The sequence below is a fragment of the Sphaerospermopsis kisseleviana CS-549 genome, assembly GCF_028329225.1.
Lineage (GTDB): Bacteria > Cyanobacteriota > Cyanobacteriia > Cyanobacteriales > Nostocaceae > Sphaerospermopsis > Sphaerospermopsis kisseleviana.
Genome location: NZ_JAQMTI010000006.1, coordinates 1 through 20,917 on the forward strand (window position 1 = coordinate 1; position 20,917 = coordinate 20,917).

Genomic DNA, 20,917 nt, shown 5'->3' on the forward strand with positions numbered 1-20,917 from the left:
CCAGTCCCCAGTCCCCAGTCCCCAGTCACCAATCACCTTGTACAAACATGAGTAGGATCATCTGCTCTTTCAGCAAATTCTAAACCATTTGCTAAACGCCAAGCAAATATTTTTGGTAATCCTTTTTCAATAATTGCTGCACAGGTTTTTTGATAATCATAAGCAACTTCTCTTAATGTTACCTCTTGAGTTTCTTGATCATAAATGACATAAGTTGCATTCGGTCTACCATGTCGCGGTTCTCCTACTGAACCAACATTAATAATTCTCTTTATAGGAGATGTAAAACTAATTTTTTGTGATTTTTTATGACTATCTATATCAACCCGTACCTGTAAATTACCCGCATCTAAAGTTCTCACATAAGGGACATGAGTATGTCCACAAAACAGCACATCTGCACCTGTAGAAATAACCCTTTCTAAAGCGACAAAAGCATCAAGTTCTGGTAATAAATATTCATGATTACTATGAGGACTACCATGAACAAAAGCTAAATTTCCCCATTGCATACTGTAAGGTAAATTGGCTAAAAATTCGCGGTTTTCTGGGGTAATTTCTTTATTCGTCCATTCATGAGCTTGGATTCCTCTTTTTTCTGCTAATAATGAAGGATAACTACAATCACAAGCATTCAAACCTTCGACTATATCTTCATCCCAACAACCAATACAGGTCGGAATATCTAAAGAGCGAATTTTGTTAACAACTTCATTGGGATAGGGTCCATATCCCACTAAATCACCTACACAAAATATTTTTTCTGCTTTTTGTTGGTCGATATCTAATAATACAGCATTTAAGGCTTCATTATTACCATGAATACATGACATGACTGCTATTTTCATACTGCTTGACCTTCTAATAAAATTTGTTTGACTTGTTGTTGATATTGGGAAATTAAATAATCAGATAAACAGCAATCTGATAATGTTGATTTTAATGCTGGTTCATCTAAATTTGTACCTGATATTTCTAAGCCACTAAAACGCTGTGGTCTACCTTCTAAATATCTGGGTAAATCTAATTCTAAAAACTCTGTTTGGGGAACACCAGCGACAAAATCACAATATATATAACGTCCATCATTGACATCAAAAATACCCTTAGCGCGGACAACTTCACCATAAGCACCATGAGTTATTTCATACCAAAAATCTTCTAAACTATTTTCATCAATAACTTGACCGGTTGTACACACGCGCCAAATATTTTCTATGTGGATTATTTCCACAGGTGCGCCATAGAAAATTTCTTCAGTCCATGTATGATATTCTGAGTTTTGATCATTGGGTGGTAAAATAGCGACTGCACGATAATTGAGATTATCTAATATTTGGGATATTGTTGATAATTCTAGATAAGAACCTAATTCTATATAAATATGATTCGCTTCTGGGATGTGATGAATAAATTCAATTTCTTGATTATCCCCAAAAACTTTAATTCCTGGAAATTCAGATGCTATACAACTATGATCAATTAATACGTTTCCTGTTCCTGGACTGAAATAAATTAATTTCTCAAATTTTTCAGAAGGTTTGATTTCTCTGATTTGTTGACGAATCCAGGTAGTTTTTCCAGTTCCAGATAATCCAGCTACAACGGTAATGCTTGGTATATTCATGAGCAATTAGAATTAGAATTAGAATTATAATTAGAATGATAATTAAAATTATGTTTGAGGAAACAGAATTTCTACAGCATTAAAGAAACAACTTCTTGCACCAGTATGACAGGCAATATCGCCAATTTGCTCAATTTTGATGAGAATTGTATCACCATCACAGTCATAAAAAAGCTCTTTTACCTTTTGAATATGTCCAGATGTTGCCCCTTTATGCCATAATTCAGAACGGGAACGACTCCAATAATGAGCTTCACCTGTGGCTAAGGTTTTTTGAATTGATTCGGCGTTCATCCAAGCCATCATTAATATAGTACCATCACGGTAATCTTGAGCGATCGCAGGAATTAAACCTTGGGAGTTAAATTTTAAGTTTCTAATCATTTCAGATGGGAGAATCATATCTAATAAATCATGAATAAATAAATTAATTACTTAATTACAGCAGGAGTCAGGAGTCAGGAGTCAGGAATGAATATAAAAGAACTTGTTTTATATTCTCTATTTTCTTCACTGTCACCTGTCACCTGTCACCTGTCACCTGTCACCTGTCACCTAACTTTAGTGAAAATTAGCATTGTGTCGAATTAAATTCATAAACTCTTCACGGGTGCGTGCATCTTCTGAAAATACACCACGCATTGCACTGGTGACAGTCCAAGAACCGGGTTTTTGCACACCACGCATTACCATACACATATGAGTTGCTTCTATCACTACTGCAACTCCTTTGGGTTTGAGTAAACCTTGCAGTGCGTCAGCTATTTGTAAAGTCAGACGTTCTTGAACTTGCAAACGTCTTGCATACATTTCACAAATACGGGCAATTTTTGATAAACCAATGACTTTACCATTAGGAATGTAAGCAACATGAGCGCGGCCAATGACTGGTAAAATGTGATGTTCACAAGAACTGAAAATGTCAATATCTCGCACTAATACCATTTCATCCGCACTTTCTGTAAACACTGCTCCGTTTAACAGTTCATCTAAGGATTCATGATATCCTTTGGTAAGAAATTGTAAGGCTTTGACGACTCTTTTAGGAGTATCTTTCAACCCTTCCCGGTCAGGATTTTCTCCTAGTCCAATCAGCAATGTTCTGACAGCTTGCATCATTTCTGCTTCTGTAACTTTGGGTTGTTGCTGAGTGGATAAAGATGACACAACTTGATCAGCAGAATTGAGAACGGGACTAATTGATAAAGTCATTGTTTGCTTTGGATTTGATAAATTATTTGTTGGTTAATAGAGTGATAAGATCCCCGACTTCTTTTATTGTCGTGTTAATAAATTGTGAATTGATCACAGAAGTGTGGGATCTGGGTATCATCCTTAGAAATCACTATTAACTGTTTTGGGCAATTTTTTAACACTTATTTATCATAGCAGACAATTGTTAAGTTTTGTATAAATTTCAGTTTTATCCAATTTTCTGCCAATGAAAACTACCTGATTTTTAGGCGCTGTTTTCCAGTCATCAGCATTTAAACTGTAACGAGGTCCACTGAGTTGAAAAATATGGCGCAACTCACTATCACTAAACCATAAAATGCCCTTAGCTCTAAATACATCCTGTGGCATTTTTTCAACTAGGAAGTTCTCAAATTTATTGACATCAAATGGTTTATCTGCTTGAAAGGAGATTGACACAAAACCATCATTTTCTAAATGGTGGGAGTGATGATGATGTTCATGGTGTTCATGGTCATGGTGGTGATGTTCATGATGATGGTCATGATCATGGTGGTGATGTTCGTGAGTATCTTCTACATCATCGGTAATATACTCATCTTTTGGTGTTAAGCCTACACCTAAAATTAATGGTAGAGGAACTTTACCAAATTGAGTATGTAAAATTCTCGCACCTTGCTTGACATCATGGATAAAATCTTCTATTTCTCGCAGTTTATGCAAGTCCACCAAGTCTGTTTTATTCAGCAGAACAATATCACCATAGGTAATTTGTTGTAATGCTGCTTCACTTTCAAAATGTCGTTGATCAAATGTCTCTGCATCTACGACGGTAATAATTGAATCTAGATTAGTTAAATCTCTGAGTTCTGTTCCTAAAAAAGTTAAAATTATGGGTAAAGGATCTGCTACTCCAGTAGTTTCAATTACCAAATAATCAATGCGTTCTTCTCGTTCTAAAACTCTATACACTGCATCAACTAAACCATCATTAATGGTGCAGCATATACAACCATTGCTGAGTTCTACCATATCTTGGTCTACAGAAACTAGCAATTGGCTATCAATATTAATATCACCAAATTCATTGACGAGAACTGCCACTTTTAAATCTTGTTTATTCTGGAGAATTTGATTTAAAAGAGTAGTTTTCCCACTACCTAAAAATCCTGTAATGATAGTGACAGGCATTCCTGTTTTGGGAATAGCTGGAATTGTATTTACAGTTGATTCTGTTACAGTATTCATATTTAAACCTTGTGAATTGAAAATGTTGATGTTTGAAATTAATCAAAAAAATTAACCGTCTGTCAAATTTAAGCTGTTTTGTAAATACTTGACAAGTTCAGCTAAATTCAAAACCCCTAAATCTCCCGATTTTCTACTTCTGACACTCAAAGTTTTGTTTTCTACTTCCTTCTTGCCAACTACAGCAACAACAGGAATTTTTTCTAGTTCTGCTGTGCGAATCTGTTTACCTAAACGCTCCCCACTTCTATCTAATTCTACTCTAAATCCGCTTTTTTGTAAATCATTTGCTACGGATGTTGCATATTCTCGACAATCATCACTTACAGGTAAAAGCCGCAGTTGTACAGGTGCTAACCATAGGGGAAAATCACCTGCGTAATTCTCGATTAAAATGCCAAAAAAGCGTTCTAAAGAACCAAAAATAGCCCGATGAATCATGATAGGTTGTTGACGACTACCATCGGATGCTATATATTCCATCTCGAATCTTTGGGGTAAATTAAAATCTACCTGAATTGTGGAACATTGCCATAAACGACCGATCGCATCCTTAATTTTAATGTCTATCTTTGGTCCATAAAAAGCTCCGCCTCCTTCGTCTATACTATAATTCCAACCTTTAGCATTTAAAGCTTGTTCTAGTGCTGTGGTTGCTAATTCCCAAACGTCATCATTACCTACTGATTTATCTGGACGGGTGGAAAGATTAACTTCATATTTTTTAAAGCCAAAGTCTGATAAAATCTTCTCAGTGAGATTTAAAACTCCTAAAATTTCCTCGGCAATTTGTTCGGGTAAACAAAAAATATGAGCATCATCTTGAGTAAAGCCTCTCACTCGCATTAAACCATGTAATGCTCCAGAGCGTTCATAGCGGTATACTGTTCCTAATTCTGCCCATCTTAATGGTAATTCTCGATAGGAATGGAGTTGATGTTTGTAAGTTAGAACATGAAAAGGGCAATTCATGGGCTTAATTTGATAAGCCTGATTTTCCACATCCATCGAGTCAAACATATTCTCTTGATAGAAGTCAAAATGACCCGATGTTTTCCATAAATCGAGATTCGCTACATGAGGAGTATATAATAGTTGATAACCAGATTCTAGATGAGATTTGCGCCAATAATCTTCAATGATGTAGCGAATAATTGCACCTTTGGGATGCCAAAATACTAAGCCCCCTCCAGCTTCTTCTTGAATACTAAATAGATTAAGTTCTTGACCTAATTTTCGATGATCTCGACGCAGTGCTTCTTCTCTTTGTTGTAGGTAAGTTTCTAGTTCAACTTTTGTTGTCCAAGCTGTACCATAAATTCTTTGTAGTTGCTGTTTGGTTTCATCCCCTTGCCAATAAGCACCGGCAACATTTAGTAATTTAAAGGCATTAGCATCAATTTCTCCGGTAAAGTTAATGTGAGGTCCTGCACACAAGTCCCACCAACAATTATTAGTAGGTTTAATATCTGTGACAAACAATGAAGGTTCTGAGTTGGCAATTTCAGGAGTACCAATAAAGTAACGTGTGATAATTTCTGATGCGGGAATACGTTCTAAGATTTCTAATTTGTAGGGTTCATTTAATTCGGTAATTTCGGCGCGAATTTCTGCTCTTTCTACTTCTTCGCGGATAATAGGTAAATTAGCTTTTATTATCCGTCTCATCTCCACTTCAATTTTTGCCAAGTCATCGCTAGTGATGCTGACTGGACAATCAAAATCGTAGTAAAATCCTGTTTCTGTGACAGGTCCAATTGCTACCTTAGTTCCTGAAAATAGCTTTTGTACCGCCATTGCCATGATATGGGCGCTTGTATGGCGAATGCGTGTAAGTTTGTCGCTATCTTGCTCGTTTAAGCTGTCTTGGGACTGGGTTAATGAACTGACCATAGCAAAAAAATGAGAATCGTTATCAGTTTAGCGCAAAAAGGTCTGAATGTTACTAAGTTTGAAGTTTATTTTTTTGGAACAATACAGCAAGGAGGCAGGAGGCAGGAGGCAGGAGGCAGGAGGCAGAATTTTGGATGATATTGAATTTATTCCAATCTAAAATCCAAAATCTAAAATCCAAAATTGTATTAGCTGGCTTTAATTTCTGTAATACTAGGTGAAAAAGCTACACTAGGTTTAACTATTGCCGGAACGATTTTTTCACAGGCCATTCTTGCACCGGATAGGTTTCTAGCTGTGGGTCCTACTTGTAATGCTGCTAAACCACCCATGATAAATAATTCACAACCAGGCCAACGCAGATAAGTATCTAACACAGGTAAACCGTTGACTATTTGGATGGGATAGGTGGCTAAAATGTCCTGTAGTAAGGGTTCGGTGGTGACATCAAATTTAGTACCTGTGGCTAACCAGATATAATCAAAGTTGTAAATATTACCGTTATCACATTCTACTTGCCAGTTATTACTTAACCATTCTGCTTTGACTATTTGACAGTTTTCATCAATGATAATATTACCACGATGCTTCTCTTTACGAAGTTGGGTCGCTATTGCCGGAGTCATTGAACCACCGTTTCTAGCTTGTTGAATGAGTGTCCAGCGTTGTTGCCAATTTTGCTCAAAAAATCCTTTGAGATATTTGGGTCCTAACCAACCTGGTGCAGCGTCAAATAGTTTTTCTGATAATTGTCTTCGCAGCATTAAATGGACTTTTGCACCACGAGAAATAGCCCCTACAGCTAAATGTCCACTTGTCAAACCACCACCGACAATTAAAACTCTTTGACCTGCTAAACTATGATATTTCCGTAAATCTACAGTGTGAGAATGGCTGAGTCTATCTTGAGGATACTCTGTTTTAATTTGATTGACCCAATCAGGGATGTTAATTTTACCGCTACCGGTTGCTAACACTACCCTCCGTGCAGTTACGGTTTTTCCGTCTGACAGCCCTAATTGAAATTGAGGACGCAAATGATCTGAAAGGGGTTTAATGCTGGTTACAGCTAAAGGAATTACCTGATCCTGTAACTGTCGTTCGGCGATGATATCCTGGCAAAAATCCGCAAATAGTTGAGTGCCGGGTAAGTCGTAGGGGGGAAAGAGTTCCAGAGAACGAGATTCAGCAAATTTCCTTAAAGCAAAGGGGTTAGGGTGGGGATGATGCACTGCTGGCGATCGCAAATGGGGAATTTCCAAAGCTGCAAATTGCTGTTTCCAGCGACTCAACCATGAACCACTAGGATCAAATACAGCGAATTTACCTTTTATAGATTGGCGTTTTTGCAAGAGATGGGCAACTAAAGTCAGTGCATGAGGTCCAGCACCGATAATTGCTAAGTCAATTTTCATCATTAGTTATTAGTCATTGGTTGTTAGTCTAGGACTTACGCACGAGTTACGGAATAAACAAAACGAACCACAGAGGCACAGAGAACACAGAGAAAGAAGAGTTTGAGAGGTTTTTGCATAAGTCCAATTAACTGTCACCTGTCACCTGTCCCCAGTCCCCAATTACATCAACATCAAAGCCACTTCTTTGGCGAAGTAAGTTAAAATTAAATCTGCACCAGCCCGTTTCATGCTGGTTAAGGTTTCTAAAATTACTTTTTTCTCATCTATCCAACCATTAGCGGCTGCGGCTTTGATCATTGCGTACTCGCCGCTAACGTTGTATGCTGCTACTGGTAAGTTAGTATTGATTTTGACTTGATGGATAATATCTAGATAAGCTAGGGCAGGTTTTACCATGACGATATCTGCACCTTCAGCAATATCTAACTCCACTTCTTTTAAAGCTTCTTTAGCGTTAGCAGCATCCATTTGATAGGTTTTTTTATCGCCAAATTTCGGTGCGGAATCTAAAGCATCTCGGAATGGTCCATAATAGGCTGATGCGTATTTTGCCGAGTATGCCAAAATACCGACATTGATATAACCTTCTGCATCTAAAACTTGACGAATTGCCCCAACTCTACCATCCATCATGTCAGAAGGAGCGACAAAATCAGCGCCGGCTTGAGCTTGGGAAAGTGCCATTTTTGCCAACACTTCTACGGTGGGGTCATTCAAAATAACACCGTTTTCATCTACTAAACCATCATGACCGTGTGTGGTGAAGGGATCAAGGGCGACATCGGTAATAACGATGATGTCGGGAACGGCTTTTTTGATAGCTTTGACGGTTGTTTGTACTAAACCTTCTGGGTTGTAGCTTTCTGTCCCTGTGTCGTCTTTTTTGTCTTCTGGGATAACTGGAAAAAGAGCGATCGCACCAATTCCCAATTGTGACACTTCGGCAATTTCTTTTAACAGCAGATCCAAAGAATAACGATAACATCCCGGCATGGAAGGAATTTCTACTTTTTGTCCTTCCCCAGTCATCACAAACATGGGATAGATCAAGTCATCTACTGTGAGTGTGGTTTCTCTGACCATGTTCCGTAGGGTTTCGGTCCGTCGCAAACGACGAGGACGCTGAACCAAATTTAATGACTGATCAGTATTTGAATTTGCAGACAGCATACAACCTTAAAATTACTGCTTTTCTAAAATGATAATCATTATTATATAGCTTGCGGGGTGGTATGTGGGATATGGCAAAGCCGGAAAGAATAGTTTAGTTATCAGTTGTAAATTGACTATTAATATCTCTTGAGTGATGCAGTATCCGAACTATCTCAATCCCATCATCAATTTTTGTGTAAAATACGATGTACGGTTTAACAGGAAAGCTTCTGAGTTCTGGCAACAAATCATCTCTGCTTCTACCCATGCCAGGAAATTTAGCTAACTTTGGGAAGCAATTGAGAATTTTAGCGATTTCTGTATCTACTGCGATTTGATTATTTTGGGCAATATAAACCCATATATCTTCTAAATCTTGTTCAGCTAGTTTGGAAAGTCTGTAGCTATTCATGTAACTCTTTATTTACCTAGCTGATCCTGTCCTCTTGCTTTAATCTTTTCCAGCAAATGGGGTAAAGACTCATCGTTATATTCGCTGTATTCTCCATTTTTTAACTGTTCCGCACCTAAAGCTACATCCCGTTTCAATGCTTCAAACTTTAGCTTTTGCAATTCTGACTCTGCAAGCTGTAAACGTTCTTGAGTTTGTTGAAAACTAGCCACATCTTGAATGACAATTTCTGCTTTACCGTTAACAGTGAGAACGAGAGGAGATTTTGTAGCTTTGATGTGTTCGATAAACTGTTTGACGTTGCGTTTGAAGTCTGTGAGTGGGTGAATATTTTCTAGGTTAATCATAAAATATCGTATTTAATTCAGTCTTTTTTCCATATTGTATATGCTGAAATCAGGATTTACGCAACTGACATAATTCTCTGATTGTGCTTTTATAGAGATAGGTGAAGTTTTGTAAATAAAATTGACTACTATAGTTACGCCCACAACCACTACACTGCCAACCGCTTGGCATCGTTTAAAACCTATTTGGCAAGGTGAAGGAGAGGAAATTCAAAAAGGTTTACCTCACACTCAGTTAGCACCTGCTTGGCAATTACTACTTTTAGGTGATGGTTCTCCAACCAGACATTTACAATTACTCACTTGTGAACCCACAGAAGTAGACGTAATAGATATGTCTTTAATTGGCAATATTTCAGATAACGCCCCTAGCTTAATTGAAGCCGTACCAGGTCCAAGACTGCGGCGACAGGTATGGCTGCGGACTGCTTCCGGTAAAAGATTGGGTTATGCTACTTCTTGGTGGGAAGCGAGTCATGTAGATGAATTTTTGCAAAATCGGTCTTTACCAATTTGGGCAAGTTTAGCCCGTATCCGTACAGAATTGTATAGAGATATTCGCGGAATTTATTGTGGTTACTCAGAAGCCTTAGAGTTAGGATTTGAGCAAGCTGGACCATTTTGGGGTCGCCATTATTTGTTTTGGCATCATGGACAACCACTCACCTTAATTTATGAAGTTTTTTCGCCTTATTTAACTAAATATTTAGGTCAGACACAGTTGAGTGGTAGTAATGATTGAATTAGGATAACTATCCCACCGTATTGGAATGACATCTCACTCAAGATGCAAATTAATTTCAACAAGATTCCATTGGGAATTTGACAAAACAAGTTCAATAAAATATCTATCAACAATAACTTACTGTTTTTCTTCTCGTTAACAATAAGATTCCCTAATTCTTCAAGAAGTGGGGAATCTGAGCGAGATTAAATGAGCTTGGTTTGATTCAAAACATCAAATCAGTAATTTGTTCGCAATTATTTATAGGTATAACTTGTAATGGCACTACCTATTGTGTCTAGTGTGATCAAGAAAAAAAAGAAACCGTCTTTAATCGTAACCCTGTCAACTGCTGGGTTATTGATTGGTGCTGGAAGTGCTGCATATTGGTTTTTCACCCAAGGACAACCATTATCTAGAAATTTGCCAGTGGGTGCAAATATTATTCCTCAAGATGCTTTGTTTGCAGTTTCCTTGACAACAGATACTCAACAATGGAAAAAGTTAAGGGAGTTTGGGACACCAGAAACTCAAAAAGCACTGGATAAAAATTTAATCAAGTTGCAACAACGCTTGTTAACTAACAATGGTTATAACTTCGAGAAAGATATTCAACCCTGGGTAGGGGATGAAGTAACGATCGCTGTTTTAGCTCCTTCATTAGAGAATAAAACATCTAAACAAGTAGCCACTGATGCTGAGATTTATGAACAGTCAATGGTGATGATTTTACCAATCAAAAATCCCGAAACTGCCAAAAGTATTTTGGCACAACCTAAATCATTGAAACAAGGTAAATGGATTGAGCGCACTTATCAAGGCATCACGATTAAACAAACCCAAGAACAAGCTGGACAAAAGCTTTCGGCTGCATTAATAGATCAGCATTTTATTGTGATTACAGATAATGCTAAAACCACTGAAAGAACAATTGATGCCTATAAAAATCAAGCTTCTTTGGCAACATTAGAAGGCTTTGCCACAAACTTCTCAAAAACAAGCAGTTATAAACCTTTTGCTCAATTTTATATCAATGTACCAATAGCTGCCAAAATAGCAGCAGCGGCTCCTAATCGACGTTTACCCGCTCAGGTACTGACGCAACTTCAAAATAACCAAGGTGTGGCGGGAACTATTACCTTAGAACCACAAGGAGTTAGGTTAAAGGGTGTTTCTTGGTTAAACCCCAATAGTAAGCGCGTGCTGGCGGTAGAAAATAAAGCTGGCAGTATGCAAAATCGCCTTCCCAGCGAAACTTTAATGATGTTGACTGGCAGTAACTTACAGCGTTTGTGGACAGACTATGTTTCTACTTCTAAAGGAAATCCTTTGTCACCTATCAAGCCAGAAAAACTGCGACAGAGTGTAAAATCTTTGACAAATTTGGATTTAGAAAAAGATTTACTCAGTTGGATGAAAGGGGAATTTTCAGTTGCTGTAATTCCTAATACGCCAAAAGATGCAGCACCTGATAATTTTCGGGCTGGTTTAGTGTTTATGATTAAGGCTAGTGATGCTCAGGGAAATTTACGCCAATCTGCGGAAACTGCTTTACAAAATCTCGATGAAGTAGTGAAAAATCAATATCAGTTTAAAGTCGAGCCTGGTACTGTGGCGGGTAAACCTGTTGTGAACTGGATTTCACCTTTTGGGACTTTAACTGCTACTCATGGTTGGTTAGATGAAGATGTGCTTTTCTTCGTTTTGGGCGCTCCTGTCAGTGATACAATTGTTCCTAAACCCAACAACACACTAGCCAGCACTCGCCCTTTTCAACAAACAGTTCCCTCTGAACTTAATCCACCCAAAGGACAATTTTTCTTAGATATGGAACGGGCGGTTAAAAGTTTTACTTTCAATACTGCATCTCCCAGTCAACAAGCATTACTAGCAGCAATACACACTGTTGGGGTGACAACTGCTGTCAAAGATAATCGTAGTCAACAATATGACATTTTTCTGGAACTGAAAAAGGGTGATAGGTGACTGGGGACTGGGGACTGGGTAATCAATTTTATGTTTCCCAATCAACTGTCAACTATCAACTGTCAACTATCAACTATCAACTATCACCAAAACTAGATAGGATCAAATCAGGATAGTTGGAATGCTTTCAGTACAAAGTATCAGAGTTTGAGTTAAATTAATTCTCTAACTGGAACTGATAACTAACGTAAGTTGCTAGTTATGCAATAAAGGCTCTCAAATAGAAGTGAAAAGGAGAAATATACAGGAAAAAACCAGGGAATACCATCATAATTGATTCTTTATCCTGACTCCTGTACGGGCGAAGTAGGGGCGAAGTAGGGGCGAAGCCTGCCTGTCGGCAGACAGGCATTCGGAAAATAGCCTTTTCATAAAATTGATCATTGGTCGGACGAATGCTTCGCCCTTACAGGAAAATAGGCTGTGACAAAAATTGATCGATCATTGGTCGGCCGAATGCTTCGCCCCTACGACTCCTATTCTTAACTAGCAACTTGGGTTAAATAACTGATAACTGATAACTGATCACTGATTTACTGGAGAGAATTGTTTATGAATCTGGTTGTACTCCAGAACTGGCTAGATAATGCCTCCTTTGCTGTTTTGTTCTGCACTATGCTGGTGTATTGGGTGGGGGCGGCTTTTCCGAGTTTATCGGTGACTGCGGCTTTGGGGACGGCTGGAATGGCGATCGCTAATTTGTGTATTGCTACTCTTTTAGGGGCAAGATGGATTGAAGCTGGTTATTTCCCTCTCAGCAATCTTTATGAGTCTCTATTTTTCCTCACTTGGGGAATTACTGCTGTCCATCTCATTGCTGAAAATACGAGTCGTAGCAAGTTAGTGGGGGTTGTAACTGCTCCTGTAGCGATGGGAATTACAGCTTTTGCTACTTTAACCTTACCTTCAGAAATGCAGGTTTCTGAACCTTTAGTACCGGCTTTAAAGTCGAATTGGTTGATGATGCACGTCAGTGTGATGATGTTGAGTTATTCGGCTTTGATGGTGGGTTCTTTGTTGGCGATCGCTTTCTTAATTGTCACTCGCGGCCAAAACATTCAATTACAAGGAAGTTCTTTTGGTAATGGTGGTTATCGCACCAATGGTTACAAACTTATCAAGGCTGAAGAATTAGTCACAGAAACCCTAACTCCTGCATCGGAAAATAATGGTTTTTCCCGGTTGGAAAGTAATAACAATGGGAATGGTACTGCTGTTTTAGATGCGGTAAAAATTACCTCTGTTGCTACTGCGGAAATTCTTTCTCCTCAACGTCTTACCCTAGCAGAAACCCTAGATAATATTAGTTATCGCGTTATTGGTTTGGGTTTTCCCCTACTCACAATTGGTATTATAGCCGGTGGTGTTTGGGCTAATGAAGCTTGGGGTTCTTATTGGAGTTGGGACCCAAAGGAAACTTGGGCTTTAATTACTTGGTTAGTTTTTGCTGCTTATCTTCATGCGAGAATTACTCGCGGTTGGCAAGGTAGAAAACCGGCAATTTTAGCTGCTGGTGGTTTTGTTGTAGTTTGGATTTGTTATTTAGGTGTGAATCTTTTGGGTAAAGGTTTACATTCCTACGGTTGGTTTTTCTAGTTTCAGCAGTCAGCTTTCAGCTTTCAGCTTTTGATGTGTTGATCATTAATTCCTCCTTTCTGTTGAGAGGGGGAATATTTTTTGATCTCACGCAGAGGCGCAGAGGCGCAAAGATACAAAGAAAAATTCAGGAGAAGTTATAACGTATAATATTCTTGAATATATTTGGTTTGATGAATTTCAAGGTAATATCTGTGAGTCATCAATTTGCAATGCTAAACCAAAATGATGTAATTTCTGTGAATCCAGAAAATTTTGACAGATTAGATGTATCTAAAACTATGACAGCTAGTGAATTAATAGAAGTAATTAAAGAATATATAGGTTCTGATGATCAAGACGCAAAACTGTTTACAGAAGGTATGGAAGCAAAGGTACTCAGACCTGGTGATGGTTGGAAAAAGGTTAAAATCAGGGTTTGCATAGAATTTGAACCTGATGAACCGACAGTCAAAGAAATAGTTGTGAATAATAATTCAAAATTAAATCAAGAAACTTCACCGTTAGATGATTTAAGAGAAAAATTGAAATATACTGAATGAATAGAATCAAGTTTGTAGAGTGCATCAGACGCACCCTACAATATGCAATTAAAGATTAAAAACCTTGTCGATAACCAACGCTCACACCATAGGAATTAGGTGGGCTGATATCGCTACCAGCATCATTTTTGTAGGAGCTTATGCCCAAATATTTAAATTCAACAAAAGCATTACCTTTTTTGGCGACTTCATATTGAAGACCTACTTTACCTTGATAAGCAAAAGATGAGCCAATACCAAGGTCTATATCATCAAGCTTACCGCTAATTAAACCAACACCTATACCAGCACCAATGTAGGGACGAAATTTAGAGCCAGTCGGGATATCATAGTAGCCGTTCACCAGTACAGTAGTTGCACTCACATTACCTGTAGCTGTAAAAGAGTCACTATTCAAATTACCTTTATTAACACCAAAAGAAGCATTACTAACTTCTAGTTCAGCGCGAGCATCTTTCCACTGATAACCAGCAGCTATGCTATATTGAAATGCAGAATCTAAGTTTAAGCTACCGCTGAGATCGGAGTTTTCTGCTTTTAGATCATTTGGGAAAGCACCACCAACACTTCCACTTAGATACCAATAGTTACTTCCAGGTTGACTAGAATCAAACAAATCAGCATCCCTATTCTGAGCTACTAAATTAGATGAATTAGACTGCTTGTTAGTAGGTAATAAAGGACTTTGTGCCATGAGATCAGCGGCTTTCCTAGAAACTTCCTCAGCTTGAACAGAGGTAGTCAGTAAAGTAGCTGATATTAAAGATAGCAAATAACACCAGTTTTTTTTCATGTGTAGGTAAACTTTGATTTCAAACTAAAAAACGAAATTATCTTGTGCTGAAGATTGTATAGAAATTTACCCAATATTGCTGATCTACTATAGTTTCAACGATACCAGTAAAACTTCTCTTTGTTCTAACTAGCTTTAGTTCCTGAATGAGTATTGAGCAACCACAACAACCTCTTTTTTTGTCCTTACACAAAAAAGTATCTCATCACTATATGTAATTGTCATCACTAACTAATTATCAGTATTTAAGCTCATAAAACTAATAAAACTAATAAAGTTAATAAATTTAATAAAGTTAGTGCAAATTAAGATACAATCCACAATACGAGCTTGAAAGAAAACTGGACTATGGATGGGAAAGAGTTAATCAAACTATTTAAAGATTGGGTAAAGCGCGAAAAAGAACAAGATTTAGATTTAGATCCTTGTGAAGAAGCAATTCTGGAATATTCTCTGCACGGTGAACCATACAAAAAGATGAAAATTCCCAATTATGCTCCCAGTACCATCATGATTATTAAAGGTCCCCAATTATTCAAGAAACTGGGTGATACCATAGGAACAGATATAAATAAAAAAAATTGTCGGTTAGTGCTAGACGAACTTTTAAAAAAAAAGAAAGAACTTGTCACAGAAGAGAACACTAAGCACATATCACAGATAAATTCACAGATAAATTCACAGATAAATTCACATATAAATTTGCTGGAAGCACCAGATGTAAGTGATTTTTATGGACGACAACAAGAACTGTCTGATTTACAAAAATGGATAGTTACCGAAAACTGTCGTGTGGTAGGTGTTTTGGGGATAAATGGTATTGGTAAATCTGCGCTAGTGAGGGAGTTAGTTGAAAAGGTTAAAAATGATTTTGATTATGTGATTTGGAAGAGTCTTGAATATTCCCCTTCCTTAGCAGAAATTTTAACTGATATAGAGTGCTATTTTGCATCAAATAATCCAGAAACAAATATAAATAGAAGAATTACAAATCTGATTAATTTATTAAATCAGCATCATTGTTTATTAATATTTGATCAATGGGAAGGAGTGATGGTAACTAGTGAATTACTGGACAATTATGATTTATTACTAAGAAAAATTGGAGATTTAGCACATAATAGCTGCTTGGTTTTTACCAGTATACAAAGACCAAGAGTAATGAATTTATTTGTCAATAGACAACAAATTAAGGAACTTTCATTATGCGGTTTACAAATTCAAGATGCTAAAAACCTATTGACAGATTTGGGAATTGTCAATTCAGGAATAGAACAACTAATTGACACATACAAAGGACATCCATTAGCTTTAATTCTGGCTTCTGAACCAATTAAAAACATTCACGATGGACAAATTTATGAATTTTTGGAAGGAACAATTTATATACCTGATGTGATCATGGGATTACTTGATAAACTTTTTTTTAATTTAACAAACTTAGAAATTCAAATTATGCAACAATTAGCAATAGCGACAGAGCCACTATTAATTGCTCAAATATCTCAAATTTTCCCCTTTAAAGGAGAAATTAGTCAAGCGATAGATAATTTATGGCAAGTGCGTTTGCTTGAAAAAGCTGATATATTAGCAGGAGGTAAAATTCTTTGGGTTCTGAATCCTTTAATTAAAAAATATATTAAAAGACGTTATAACTGATTGTAAAGGTTGATTACATGAAAAAAATCCGCAAAAACTTCCGTCAATACACCATCAGGGCTAAAATAACATTTTTAATCTTGATATTAAGTTTTACTGTTTGGGGATATTGGATTATTCATCCTCAAAATAATTTATTTATTGGGTTATATAATTATTATTTTTATAATACTTGGTGTAACAACTTTAAATTATCTGACAATTTATCTTGTGGTGAGGAAAGTTTATTTACACAAGAGAAATATTCAGATTTTCATGCAGGTAACTGGCAAAAAATTGTAGATTATTTTTCTCAAAAGAGAAATACAGCTCCAAATAACCCGGAAATTTTGATCTACCTTAATAATGCCAAATTGATGCAACAGGAGAAAGTCACTGGCAAAAAAAGTTACACTATTGCTGTTGCCGTTCCTATTAATCGAGACTCTGAAGGTATAGCAAAAGCTCTGTTAAGAGGTGCTGCACAAGTTCAGGAAGAATTTAACAAAAATCCTAAATATCCAGGTCTAAAAATTATCATTGTTAATGATAAAAATAACCCAAACACTGTGAATAAATTAGCTGAAGATATACTCTCTAAAAAAGACATAGTTGCAGTTATTGGACATTATGCCTCTGAACTCACTAAAGCCGCTTTACCAGTTTATCACAAGCATCAAATAGTTTTTATTTCTCCTGCTTCTACTGCTTTGCGATCAGATATTTTAGCTGGTAATACATATCCAAATAATTTTTTCTTTCGCACTGTTAATAGCGTTAAAGTTCAGACTACTCTACTGATTGAAAAATGGCAATTAGCTAAATTAGCTAAGGAAGAAAAAGTAGCTATTTTCTACACACCAAGTAGCACTTATAGCAAATCTGCTTTGGAAGAATTTCGGAAGCAATTGGATGCAAATAAGATAATTGCAATAGATATATCTCAACCTAACTTTATTCCTAATAAGATATTAAATGAAGTTAAAAAACAACGAGCTAAAGCACTTATTCTTATTCCCGATGGTCATGTTAATTCTCTCTCTTTCAAAAATACTTTAAGTATCATTGATGTTAATGAAAATCAATTACCGATGGGAGGACTGTGGGTTTTATATGATCCTCAAATACTCAATCGCAGAAATCTTGTCAAAAATCTTTTAATATTCATTCCTTGGCATCCTTTAACTTCTCCTAATCAGGAGGTTATTACCAAAGCCCAAAACCTTTGGGGAACAGGTAAGATAGATGCTCAAACTGCCATGTCTCATGATGCTACTTTGGTGTTGACAAAAGCTCTGGAAAAACTAAATATCAACGATTCTTTGCAAAAACAAAGATTAGATATACAGCAGCATTTAAGAAGTCTACAGGTTATAGGAGGTGCTTCGGGTACTATTTCTTTTGATCAGGATGGAGATAGGAAAGAAAATATTTCTCAAATAGTCCGTGTTGTACCTACTCAATGTTCTACCTATGGGGCTATGTTTGTACCGATTAACTATAATGTATCAGATTTAAAGTGTCTAGATCAGGAAGCATCCCAATTTTGAAAAAATGACAGCAGCAACACTAAAAAATCTCTTAAACTCTCTTACCTTTGTGTCCTTTGCGCCCTTTGCGGTTCAATCATATCAGTCCCGTGGAACATTTAAGTTCGTTAGATCAAAATAAATTTACACAAATTTACACATTTGGGATGCTCCCATATATAATGCTAAAATCTTAAAATCAACCCATATTTTATTAACCGAAAGGAGAGATAATTATGATCGAACCAGGAGATATTATTAGCAATCGTTATCATGTACTTCAAGAATTAGGAGATGGGAATTTTGGTAAGACTTTTGAGGTAGAAGATAGCTTAATGGGTGATCATAAAGTCATTAAGGTTTTAAGGTTCGGAAATTCTAGCAATCCGAAAGTGGTGGAACTTTTTGAACAAGAATATGATGTATTGAAAAAATTAAATCATCCAGGAATTCCCAAGGTGAAAGTGGATGGTTATCTCAAATTTCGTTGTATTCACACCCAGGAAATTTTACATGGGTTAGTAATGGAGAAAATCGCTGGACAGGATTTAGGTGAATGGCTAAAACAAAATCAAAAAATTCCTAACACCAAACTAGCTATTGAATGGCTAAAACAACTAATTGATATTTTAGATCATGTTCATAGTCAAAACTATTTACATCGGGATATTAAGCCAGATAACATTATGTTAAAACCTGATGGTCAATTAGTATTAATTGATTTTGGGATTGTTAAAGAAGCTACTCAAAAAACTCAAAAGCAAACTATTCCTGGTACACAAATTGGCACACCTGGTTATTGTTCACCAGAACAAGAAAATGGCATAGGGGTAACTTATCAATCTGATTTTTTTTCTTTGGGTCGTACTTTTGTTCATTTACTAACTGGAATTTATCCTGGAAATGGAAACTTGCAACTAGATCCAAGAAAATCAAAGTTATTATGGCGAGATGAAGCTCCAGAAATTTCTGAAGAATTTAAAGATTTAATTGATGATTTAATAGAGCATCAACCACGAGACAGACCAAGAAATACGCAGGAAATTTTGCAGGAAATCAAAGAAATTGCAGCAGATAATAAGCCAACTTTATTTCCTGTACCAATTGTTTTTTTAAGTTTTGCTCTCAATCTAGTTTTCTTGACTTTACTAGCTATGGTAAATATATTAACGCTAGGCTGGAAAGTGTTTTTCTTAGTTGTCGTCTGTGTAATTGGTGGGTTTCTCTTTTTACCTTTGATTAAATATTTATTATAATTTGTGATCATTAAACTTATGAATTTCAATCTATCCTTGTCAACTAAAATCATGCACTAGCAGCAACAGAAAAATGAGCTTATGGACTCCTCTCCACGCCCAAATACATCGTACTATCCGCGCTCGTCATTTATTTGAGCGTCACCAAAATCTATTAGTCGCAGTTTCCGGTGGTCAAGATTCTTTATGCTTAATTAAATTATTATTAGATTTACAACCTAAATGGGGATGGAATCTAGCTATAGCCCATTGTGATCATCGTTGGCGTTCTGACTCTCCAGCTAATGCGGATCATGTCCAAAATTTAGCACAAACTTGGAATATACCTTTTTATTTAGAAACAGCTATAAATCCTGTTAATAGTGAAGCTACAGCTAGAAATTGGCGTTATCAGGTTTTAACGAATATTGCCCAAACATATAATTATCAATATATCATTACTGGACATACAGCCAGCGATCGCGCGGAAACTTTACTCTACAACCTTATGCGCGGTACTGGTGCTGACGGTTTACAAGCTTTAACTTGGCAACGTCCAATGACTGACAATATTACCCTAGTACGTCCACTTTTAGAAGTTACTCGCACCCAAACTGAGCAATTTTGTCAGGATTTTAATTTACCAATTTGGGAAGATTCCACAAATCAAAATTTACAATATGCTCGTAATCGCATACGTAACGAACTTTTACCATATCTCAAGCAAAATTTCAACCCCCAAGTAGAATCTCACCTAGCACAAACAGCAGAACTACTGCAAGCAGAGGTAGAATATCTAGAACAAACAGCCCGTCAATTGCGGTTAGAAGCCTCAGTAAAGGGTGAGAAAGAAGATTTACAACTCAATCGTCATCTTTTAAAAAAACAACCCCTAGCTTTGCAACGTCGGGTGATGCGTCAGGTATTACAGGAAATATTACCTGATGCTCCCAACTTTGAACACATTGAAAAAATCACAGCTTTAATTACAGCACCCAACCGTTCTCAAACTGATCCTTTTCCCGGTGGAGCGATCGCTCAAGTACAAGGTGAGTGGATATGTATAATCAAGAAGCAAGGATGAGTGAGATTTTCATCCTCATCCTTTCTAAGAAGCTAACAAATCCAATTGAGGAATCAAACTTTTAATAGTCTGACGCATCTGGGTAATAGTCTGAAGTTGAGAATCACCACTTTCTTGAACATGATTTACAGATTCAGAAACAGCTTGTAGCTTATCCCGTAAACCATCCAAACAATCCTGAATAGGTTGTAAAGCTTCTTGATAAAGATTGACCTTACCCCAACATTCAGCAGTTGTAGTTTGCAAGTTCAGTAATTGTGCTTCCAGTGATTTAATTTCTTGACGCTGAGACTCTAACTCATGGGTTTGATGTTCTATTTCCCCTTGCTTGCTTTCAATATCAGCACTCAGTTGCTGAATCTGCTATATAAAACCTAGACAAAACTAGACTTTACTTTCTACTTCAACGGGAGCATGGGAGCAGTTATCCCTCAGTAGACTTTCACGCCTTAGCCAGACGCGATTGTGTTCCAATTAAGTTTCTGAAAAAGACTACCAC

At 36.8% G+C, this 20,917-nt stretch carries 20 protein-coding genes; 8 read left to right on the forward strand and 12 right to left on the reverse strand.

The annotated features are described in order from the left end of the window. Positions 1-32: 32 nt before the first annotated feature. From PN497_RS00310 to PN497_RS00355, 10 genes are all read right to left on the reverse strand, one after another. Entirely contained in the window at positions 33-848 is an 816-nt protein-coding gene (locus PN497_RS00310; RefSeq protein ID WP_096568207.1) for a metallophosphoesterase family protein, read from the reverse strand. Next, positions 845-1,627: a CobW C-terminal domain-containing protein gene (locus PN497_RS00315; RefSeq protein ID WP_096568205.1), complete on the reverse strand. Its 783-nt coding sequence runs from the start codon at positions 1,625-1,627 to the stop codon at positions 845-847. The genes PN497_RS00310 and PN497_RS00315 overlap by 4 nt, the downstream gene beginning before the upstream one ends. Positions 1,628-1,675: 48 nt before the next feature. After that, positions 1,676-2,029: a phosphoribosyl-AMP cyclohydrolase gene (gene hisI, locus PN497_RS00320; RefSeq protein ID WP_096568203.1), complete on the reverse strand. Its 354-nt coding sequence runs from the start codon at positions 2,027-2,029 to the stop codon at positions 1,676-1,678. 159 nt (positions 2,030-2,188) lie between these two features. Beyond that, on the reverse strand, positions 2,189-2,839 hold the full coding sequence (gene folE / locus PN497_RS00325) for a GTP cyclohydrolase I FolE (RefSeq protein WP_096568201.1): 651 nt from the start codon (positions 2,837-2,839) through the stop codon (positions 2,189-2,191). A gap of 171 nt (positions 2,840-3,010) precedes the next feature. Further along, the gene (locus PN497_RS00330; protein WP_096568199.1) at positions 3,011-4,069 is read right to left on the reverse strand and encodes a CobW family GTP-binding protein; all 1,059 of its coding nucleotides are present in this window, start codon (positions 4,067-4,069) and stop codon (positions 3,011-3,013) included. Between the two features lie 51 nt (positions 4,070-4,120). Then, a complete protein-coding gene (gene thrS / locus PN497_RS00335) occupies positions 4,121-5,962 on the reverse strand; it encodes a threonine--tRNA ligase (RefSeq protein ID WP_096568197.1) in 1,842 nt (613 codons plus the stop codon). Positions 5,963-6,150: 188 nt separating this feature from the next. Beyond that, positions 6,151-7,380: an FAD/NAD(P)-binding protein gene (locus tag PN497_RS00340; RefSeq protein ID WP_096568195.1), complete on the reverse strand. Its 1,230-nt coding sequence runs from the start codon at positions 7,378-7,380 to the stop codon at positions 6,151-6,153. 159 nt (positions 7,381-7,539) lie between these two features. Continuing rightward, positions 7,540-8,550 (reverse strand): porphobilinogen synthase, encoded by a 1,011-nt coding sequence (hemB, locus tag PN497_RS00345; protein ID WP_096568193.1) that lies wholly within the window; start codon positions 8,548-8,550, stop codon positions 7,540-7,542. Between the two features lie 94 nt (positions 8,551-8,644). Continuing rightward, complete coding sequence (locus PN497_RS00350; RefSeq protein ID WP_096568192.1) at positions 8,645-8,944, reverse strand: type II toxin-antitoxin system RelE/ParE family toxin; 300 nt, start codon at positions 8,942-8,944, stop codon at positions 8,645-8,647. Positions 8,945-8,952: 8 nt separating this feature from the next. Then, the gene (locus PN497_RS00355; protein WP_096568190.1) at positions 8,953-9,291 is read right to left on the reverse strand and encodes a type II toxin-antitoxin system Phd/YefM family antitoxin; all 339 of its coding nucleotides are present in this window, start codon (positions 9,289-9,291) and stop codon (positions 8,953-8,955) included. Between the two features lie 121 nt (positions 9,292-9,412). Between PN497_RS00355 and PN497_RS00360 the strand changes: the two genes are divergently transcribed. The 4 genes from PN497_RS00360 to PN497_RS00375 all read left to right on the forward strand — a co-directional run bounded on the left by PN497_RS00360 (position 9,413) and on the right by PN497_RS00375 (position 14,139). After that, positions 9,413-10,033, forward strand: a complete 621-nt coding sequence (locus tag PN497_RS00360; RefSeq protein WP_096568188.1) for a chorismate lyase — start codon at positions 9,413-9,415, stop codon at positions 10,031-10,033. Positions 10,034-10,294: 261 nt separating this feature from the next. After that, on the forward strand, positions 10,295-12,001 hold the full coding sequence (locus PN497_RS00365; RefSeq protein WP_096568186.1) for a DUF3352 domain-containing protein: 1,707 nt from the start codon (positions 10,295-10,297) through the stop codon (positions 11,999-12,001). Positions 12,002-12,553: 552 nt separating this feature from the next. Continuing rightward, on the forward strand, positions 12,554-13,597 hold the full coding sequence (ccsB, locus tag PN497_RS00370; RefSeq protein WP_096568184.1) for a c-type cytochrome biogenesis protein CcsB: 1,044 nt from the start codon (positions 12,554-12,556) through the stop codon (positions 13,595-13,597). 194 nt (positions 13,598-13,791) lie between these two features. Beyond that, positions 13,792-14,139 carry a KGK domain-containing protein gene (locus tag PN497_RS00375; RefSeq protein WP_190348637.1) on the forward strand — a complete coding sequence of 116 codons (348 nt, stop codon included), beginning with the start codon at positions 13,792-13,794 and terminating at the stop codon, positions 14,137-14,139. Positions 14,140-14,194: 55 nt separating this feature from the next. Here PN497_RS00375 and PN497_RS00380 read toward each other — a convergent pair whose 3' ends face one another. Beyond that, positions 14,195-14,932, reverse strand: a complete 738-nt coding sequence (locus PN497_RS00380) for an acyloxyacyl hydrolase (RefSeq protein WP_096568180.1) — start codon at positions 14,930-14,932, stop codon at positions 14,195-14,197. Positions 14,933-15,280: 348 nt separating this feature from the next. Here PN497_RS00380 and PN497_RS00385 point away from each other — a divergent pair, with 348 nt between their 5' ends. From PN497_RS00385 to tilS, 4 genes are all read left to right on the forward strand, one after another. Then, positions 15,281-16,591 (forward strand): NB-ARC domain-containing protein, encoded by a 1,311-nt coding sequence (locus tag PN497_RS00385; protein ID WP_096568178.1) that lies wholly within the window; start codon positions 15,281-15,283, stop codon positions 16,589-16,591. A gap of 17 nt (positions 16,592-16,608) precedes the next feature. Continuing rightward, positions 16,609-18,120 carry an ABC transporter substrate-binding protein gene (locus PN497_RS00390; protein ID WP_096568176.1) on the forward strand — a complete coding sequence of 504 codons (1,512 nt, stop codon included), beginning with the start codon at positions 16,609-16,611 and terminating at the stop codon, positions 18,118-18,120. 215 nt (positions 18,121-18,335) lie between these two features. Beyond that, positions 18,336-19,355, forward strand: coding sequence for a serine/threonine protein kinase (locus PN497_RS00395; RefSeq protein WP_096568174.1), 1,020 nt, complete (start codon positions 18,336-18,338; stop codon positions 19,353-19,355). Between the two features lie 73 nt (positions 19,356-19,428). Next, positions 19,429-20,418 (forward strand): tRNA lysidine(34) synthetase TilS, encoded by a 990-nt coding sequence (gene tilS / locus PN497_RS00400; protein WP_096568172.1) that lies wholly within the window; start codon positions 19,429-19,431, stop codon positions 20,416-20,418. A 24-nt stretch (positions 20,419-20,442) separates the two neighbouring features. Here the strand turns inward: tilS and PN497_RS00405 are convergent, their stop codons facing one another. Then, positions 20,443-20,664, reverse strand: a complete 222-nt coding sequence (locus PN497_RS00405) for a hypothetical protein (RefSeq protein ID WP_190348633.1) — start codon at positions 20,662-20,664, stop codon at positions 20,443-20,445. Positions 20,665-20,917 lie beyond the last annotated feature (253 nt).

Bases quoted from the DNA above. Each gene is read 5' to 3' on its own strand.
- PN497_RS00355 (WP_096568190.1), bottom strand. From the start codon at position 9,291: ATGATTAACCTAGAAAATATTCACCCACTCACAGACTTCAAACGCAAC.
- folE (WP_096568201.1), bottom strand. From the start codon at position 2,839: ATGACTTTATCAATTAGTCCCGTTCTCAATTCTGCTGATCAAGTTGTG.
- PN497_RS00395 (WP_096568174.1), top strand. From the start codon at position 18,336: ATGATCGAACCAGGAGATATTATTAGCAATCGTTATCATGTACTTCAA.
- ccsB (WP_096568184.1), top strand. From the start codon at position 12,554: ATGAATCTGGTTGTACTCCAGAACTGGCTAGATAATGCCTCCTTTGCT.
- hisI (WP_096568203.1), bottom strand. From the start codon at position 2,029: ATGATTCTCCCATCTGAAATGATTAGAAACTTAAAATTTAACTCCCAA.
- PN497_RS00315 (WP_096568205.1), bottom strand. From the start codon at position 1,627: ATGAATATACCAAGCATTACCGTTGTAGCTGGATTATCTGGAACTGGA.
- PN497_RS00365 (WP_096568186.1), top strand. From the start codon at position 10,295: ATGGCACTACCTATTGTGTCTAGTGTGATCAAGAAAAAAAAGAAACCG.
- tilS (WP_096568172.1), top strand. From the start codon at position 19,429: ATGAGCTTATGGACTCCTCTCCACGCCCAAATACATCGTACTATCCGC.
- thrS (WP_096568197.1), bottom strand. From the start codon at position 5,962: ATGGTCAGTTCATTAACCCAGTCCCAAGACAGCTTAAACGAGCAAGAT.
- PN497_RS00380 (WP_096568180.1), bottom strand. From the start codon at position 14,932: ATGAAAAAAAACTGGTGTTATTTGCTATCTTTAATATCAGCTACTTTA.
- PN497_RS00385 (WP_096568178.1), top strand. From the start codon at position 15,281: ATGGATGGGAAAGAGTTAATCAAACTATTTAAAGATTGGGTAAAGCGC.
- PN497_RS00330 (WP_096568199.1), bottom strand. From the start codon at position 4,069: ATGAATACTGTAACAGAATCAACTGTAAATACAATTCCAGCTATTCCC.
- PN497_RS00390 (WP_096568176.1), top strand. From the start codon at position 16,609: ATGAAAAAAATCCGCAAAAACTTCCGTCAATACACCATCAGGGCTAAA.
- PN497_RS00340 (WP_096568195.1), bottom strand. From the start codon at position 7,380: ATGATGAAAATTGACTTAGCAATTATCGGTGCTGGACCTCATGCACTG.
- hemB (WP_096568193.1), bottom strand. From the start codon at position 8,550: ATGCTGTCTGCAAATTCAAATACTGATCAGTCATTAAATTTGGTTCAG.
- PN497_RS00310 (WP_096568207.1), bottom strand. From the start codon at position 848: ATGAAAATAGCAGTCATGTCATGTATTCATGGTAATAATGAAGCCTTA.
- PN497_RS00350 (WP_096568192.1), bottom strand. From the start codon at position 8,944: ATGAATAGCTACAGACTTTCCAAACTAGCTGAACAAGATTTAGAAGAT.